5 protein-coding genes and 1 CRISPR repeat array are annotated in these 4,599 nt (G+C 43.8%); of the genes, 3 read left to right on the forward strand and 2 right to left on the reverse strand.

The annotated features are described in order from the left end of the window. Nucleotides 1-552: direct repeats of the CRISPR family, unit length 37 nt; unit sequence ATTCCAGAGGCTAATCCATCACAAGAAGGATTGAAAC. Nucleotides 553-1,296: 744 nt separating this feature from the next. Both B157_RS0104065 and B157_RS0104070 read right to left on the reverse strand, forming a co-directional pair. Next, nucleotides 1,297-1,488: a cold-shock protein gene (locus B157_RS0104065; RefSeq protein ID WP_020602104.1), complete on the reverse strand. Its 192-nt coding sequence runs from the start codon at nucleotides 1,486-1,488 to the stop codon at nucleotides 1,297-1,299. A 245-nt stretch (nucleotides 1,489-1,733) separates the two neighbouring features. Beyond that, complete coding sequence (locus B157_RS0104070) at nucleotides 1,734-2,708, reverse strand: IS110 family RNA-guided transposase (RefSeq protein ID WP_026308477.1); 975 nt, start codon at nucleotides 2,706-2,708, stop codon at nucleotides 1,734-1,736. A gap of 398 nt (nucleotides 2,709-3,106) precedes the next feature. Between B157_RS0104070 and B157_RS0104075 the strand changes: the two genes are divergently transcribed. Genes B157_RS0104075 through B157_RS0104085 form a run of 3 tightly spaced genes read left to right on the forward strand, consistent with a single transcriptional unit; the run spans nucleotide 3,107 to nucleotide 4,102 of the window. After that, on the forward strand, nucleotides 3,107-3,382 hold the full coding sequence (locus B157_RS0104075) for a hypothetical protein (protein WP_020602106.1): 276 nt from the start codon (nucleotides 3,107-3,109) through the stop codon (nucleotides 3,380-3,382). Between the two features lie 52 nt (nucleotides 3,383-3,434). Next, nucleotides 3,435-3,767 carry a hypothetical protein gene (locus tag B157_RS0104080; RefSeq protein ID WP_020602107.1) on the forward strand — a complete coding sequence of 111 codons (333 nt, stop codon included), beginning with the start codon at nucleotides 3,435-3,437 and terminating at the stop codon, nucleotides 3,765-3,767. Then, complete coding sequence (locus tag B157_RS0104085) at nucleotides 3,764-4,102, forward strand: TlpA disulfide reductase family protein (RefSeq protein WP_020602108.1); 339 nt, start codon at nucleotides 3,764-3,766, stop codon at nucleotides 4,100-4,102. Before B157_RS0104080 ends, B157_RS0104085 begins: the two co-directional genes overlap by 4 nt. Nucleotides 4,103-4,599: the final 497 nt, after the last annotated feature.

Genomic DNA, 4,599 nt, shown 5'->3' on the forward strand with positions numbered 1-4,599 from the left:
ATTCCAGAGGCTAATCCATCACAAGAAGGATTGAAACTTACAAGCGCGTCATTGACAAGTTCAAATCGCAGATTATTCCAGAGGCTAATCCATCACAAGAAGGATTGAAACCCCCGACCCGGTGCCAGCACCTGGCCAGCCGTGGTGATTCCAGAGGCTAATCCATCACAAGAAGGATTGAAACGTGGGTACAAGGGACGGTAGGCCGGTGGAAATCATATTCCAGAGGCTAATCCATCACAAGAAGGATTGAAACAACTCACCTACGGTCTGATAGGTACAGGGCGTTTTGTATTCCAGAGGCTAATCCATCACAAGAAGGATTGAAACCGTGCCAGTTCCCGGCGTCCTGCATCCGATTCGCCAGATTCCAGAGGCTGATCCATCACAAGAAGGATTGAAACAAGAGTAAGGGGTTTCTGGGAGAAGAACTACATCCGATTCCAGAGGCTGATCCATCACAAGAAGGATTGAAACATGAAAATAGCCGAAGTTGGTGGGCAGTTTGGCGTAGCATTTCAGAGGCTGATCCAGCATAAGAAGGATTGAAACACGCAGGTTCCAAGACGACAATTAGAATCCGTACCGGATTCATGATGTTGATCCAGTGAAAGTAGGATTGAAACTTCATTACGTCGGTAAATGCCTTTGCGATCAGGGATATTTAAAAGTCTTTTATCACAAGAAGTGTGAGGTCGATAAATTTTTTTAAAGCCAACTTCTTTAATCTGCCCTATTCTTTTAGCGATCAACTTCCGCTTAGTGGTTACATAATTACATCAATTCGTCCAGTTAAAGCCATCTGCACTTAATTAAATGAACAACGCAAATACCTGTAAGATAATAAGTTAAGTCTACTACTGACGCCTCTCAAAAATCGTTCACGAAAATGCTTCAATAAATGAACTACTAGCCTGGGTAATCAACATGCCAAGTCCGCTTACTTATGAGCTTGAAATCGTTCACGAAAAGGTTGCGTTTTCTGAACGGTTACTATGAAAAGTACAAAACCTTGAAAAAGCAGGTGTCGGCCTATTTTACAGCCCAAACAGCGGAAAAAGATAATTCCGAAACCTTATAGATTAGGATATACCTATTAGCCGTTGTCGACATTTGTTCAAACAAGGTTTTTATCTAATCAGCGTTCGTAAAACGCCATGAGCCTAAATAAGCTTGAATCCGTTTGCTCAACTACCTTCACTAAAGGTGAAAGCCAGTTAATTGAAGCCATCTTACCCCGAAAGTAAAAGTACAGGCTTTAATAGCCTGTACTACTTACGGACCGATCCGATGGCCTTACGTCCGTTTGACGTTGACCGCATTCAAGCCCTTTTTACCCTGCTCGACATTGTACGTTACTTTGTCATTCTCTCGGAGTTCTTCGCTCGTAGCTGAAACGTGTACAAACACATCTTCGCCCCCATCATCGGGTTTAACAAAGCCGAAGCCTTTACTCTCATTAAAAAATTTGACGGTTCCTGTTGGCATTGTAATTGAATTAAAGTTTGGCTCAAGGACGACAGAAGTAATCAAATTACCAAACCGGGTTATTGATTAGTACGCTTCTGACTGGATAGTTGGCTAATTAGCCTAGTTCTTTATTGGACGTTAGGGCGGGCCGTTTCTGGTTGAAAAGTCGTTTAGGCAATCTCTGTAGCAAAGTTGTTACGGGCTTATAAATTGTACTATTCCCCGTCCCCTTGCATAAGGATTCTTATGAACTGTGTTAAAAGTCAAGGAATAGAGCGTAAAATTGGCTGATAATTGGGATTAAAGTCTTCATCGAACTTCACGACGGCAAACGCTTGGCGAAGGAGCTTATTGACGACGGCTATCAAAGCTAGCTTGGACGATTTACCTGCGGCTTTTAAACGCTGATAGAATTCTCGACAAGGTTTGTTATGTTGAATCGCCGACCAGGAAGCCACATACAGCATAGCGCGTAATTGAGGATCACCCGTCTTACAAATACCCCTAGTCTGATTCGATTTACCTGACTGATAAATGACGGGCACTACGCCGATATACTTGGCTAACGCCTTAGCTGAATGAAACTGACGGAAGCCTCCGGTAACGTCGATCAAAGCCGTCGCGATGGTTGTAGAGATACCAACAATTGACGTTAATCGACGCAACTGGTCAGGAAAGTGCTGCTTGGTTAACGCCTGGATTTCATCATTCAAAACATTAATGACACTCTGAAAATGAGCTAGCATTTGTTGCAAACTAACCTGGACTTGATCATCCTTAATTGGCAGTGGTGAGAAAGAATGATGTAAGTTAGCTAATGAACGTTGCTGCTTTTTATAGTGTCGGAGTAAGGTCCGCTTTTGTCTTAGACAGAGCATTACATTGCTATCCATCTCATAGAGAGGTGGTTGTATCATCTGGCCATAACGAGCCAATAGGATAGAGTCACTCTCATCGGTTTTGGTTACCGAGAGTTGCATCTGGCCGAAGTGATGACTTTGCTTAGGATTGATGACCGAGAGGCAGATCTTGGCTTGACAAAGTAGATACGTGAGAAGCACCGAGTAGGATCCGGTTGCTTCGATGACCACATGAGCTTCTGCTGGTAAGGCACTCGTTAGACGACGAATACCATCCGGAGAGTTGGCAAAGCTACTCACTTTCCAGGTGTCTGACGTTGTGGGAAACGCCACCGCCAGGGTGTCTTTTGAGACGTCGATTCCAATGTATGTTTTCATGGGAAAAAGGGGAAAGAAAACAGGGAAAAGAACAATAAAGCGTCAATTTTGCTAGCTTAACATACTAAACGCGGGTTTGGCCATTTGAACTGTTCAGGCTTCCAAAATTGCCAGTGTGGGTCGAGACATAAGATACGGGCTTGGCCCATGTTAAGAACGGACTTACTCACACTGGTTGCTCTTCTTGGCAGTCAAATTAATCAAGAAAGGGATAAAATCGGACTGCGCTTCAAACGTAGTATGTTAAGAAACTATTCCAAGAATCAGACTCTGACAGGAAGCAATAGAATAGGGTAAAATGGATGACCTGAAAGCAACTAAGTCACCACTAGGTGGAGCCCGCAACAAAGTGGTAAATTTGCCGCTGTAAAGGCCCGATCAACGGGACTGATAAGGTTATGAAAAAGGAAAATGAAGCCAAAAATTTAGTGCAGTTTCGCCTGACGGGTACACCCGATGGCAACCTGTTGGTGAGTTTTTATCACTTGGATGTCTTTAACGAGCAAGCGGTCAACTGGCACATTGCCGGGCTGCTGGTGGAGAACAAGCTAGGCGCTCGTGTGCTCTATGAGGGGAACCTGTCTAACAACATGGCTTATCAACCGGCCATCTCTAATCTTTTAGAGCGAGTGGAGGTGTACGTCAACTGCGTCCGGATAGAGAAGGTAAACTAGCCTATGTTAGGGCGCTAGTTATCATAAGGCTCACTTATACAACAGCTTAGCTATGATAAAAAGAAAGTTGTGTTTCCTTTACTTAGGCATTTGGTTGCCTTATTTAGCTGGTTCAGTTGTGTGTGCTCAGAACAATACACTCAAACAGTGTTCAACTGAGCAGGTGAAAGCAATGCAAGAAGTCACCAAGAACAGATCAACCGCTAAAAATCCCCTGCTTCTTTTTGACTCCACTCAGCAAAAATATCAGCAGATTCATCAGAACTGGGCAGAGTGCGTAAAAGGGCATCACATATCCTTATCATCTTTTAAGACCCTTGACGGAGAATCGTATGATTCGTCCGCATTAGTGGGTAAAGTGTTAGTGTTTATTTCTGGTTCATGAGCTGCGCCCCATGCTTGGCTGAAATGCCCGCTTTACAAAAATTGGTTGACGAGTATAAAGGTAAAAATGTTCTTTTCCTTGGATTTTCGACCGACAAAGCGACGGAGTTGAAGCCTGCCTTTTTTCAGCAGCACCCATTTGATTTCAAGATCATTCCTAATGCTAGAGAGATTGCTGCGTCGTTTTACTTTTTGGGCTATCCGACGACGTACATCGTGGATCAAGACCAAATCATTCGTAACACTTGGGTGGGAGGTAATGTATTAAGCAAATTAGACGCCTACTATAGAGCAAAATCTGCTATTGATGATTTGTTATCAACGACGGAAAAATAAGCTAAGAATTGTACTCTACAATAGTCCGGTGATTCCTAGGCTGCAATACAGCCAAAACTGTGCAACTGACGTAGTTGTGTCTGATTTATTTGCAACTTAGCCTCTTCCGGTAAGATGCTTATAAATCGTTCGAGCAGTAACTCGTTGTGATAGCGGGTCTTAGCATTAGCCATAGAGAACGCTTTACGCTCTGTATCGACTGCTGTTAACCCTGATTCTACTTTCGCTACATTCACCACAGAGAGGGCCATGTTGGTGTGAAATTCCAGCTTGTTGATCGACCGCGCCTGACAATCCGAAAGACCCNTGAACTGTTTCCCATCCCGAATCAGAAACTCTTGCTGATAGCGCAACCGGTAATACTTAACCAGTTGAACTGCATTCAGGCTCAAATCTGTCGAGAAATAAGGGCGATAACTCTGAACCTCACCCTGCACGTCGAGTTGCTGCACATACGCTAAACGGATCGTGCGTTTGAGAAAGAGGCAGTTCACCAA

It is taken from the genome of Spirosoma spitsbergense DSM 19989 (genome assembly GCF_000374085.1).
Lineage (GTDB): Bacteria > Bacteroidota > Bacteroidia > Cytophagales > Spirosomataceae > Spirosoma > Spirosoma spitsbergense.